The following is a 342-nucleotide window of genomic DNA, read 5'->3' as shown; positions in this document are numbered from 1 at the left end:
TCGTTCCACAACAGATCCGGATGCATGCAGAGGGCTCCCTCATCCGGCAAAGTACCAACAATGCATCCCTGCGCAACGATACTGCGATGCCGATCACGATCGGCGTGGACAGACTGGCAGTGAAAGGAAATGGGATGCCGTCTTTGATGGGAGTCATGAAGGGCGGTATCGCCACGATCCAAAAGGATGAGGCGTATCTGAAGATGAGCAATGATGGTTCCAACTTTACCAGTCCGCGAAACGGAGCATGGTTCCAGACAGAGACAGCTTCTCAGAAGGAGGACCTGTTCCTCATGGGGCGTGGAAGCCGTGCCGATTACTATGTGAGCGGTGCTGCAAATG

1 protein-coding gene is annotated in these 342 nt (G+C 54.1%); it reads left to right on the top strand.

Going from position 1 to position 342, the window contains the following annotated elements:
• Positions 1 to 342: hypothetical protein (locus NE665_RS24160; protein ID WP_256302738.1), on the top strand; the 342-nt coding region annotated here is incomplete at both ends.

Origin of the sequence: Clostridium sp. DFI.1.208, from assembly GCF_024463855.1 — a bacterium.
GTDB lineage: Bacteria > Bacillota_I > Bacilli_A > Erysipelotrichales > Erysipelotrichaceae > Clostridium_AQ.
Note: the sequence above shows the minus strand (reverse complement) of the source record. Positions and strands in the feature narration are given on the sequence as shown.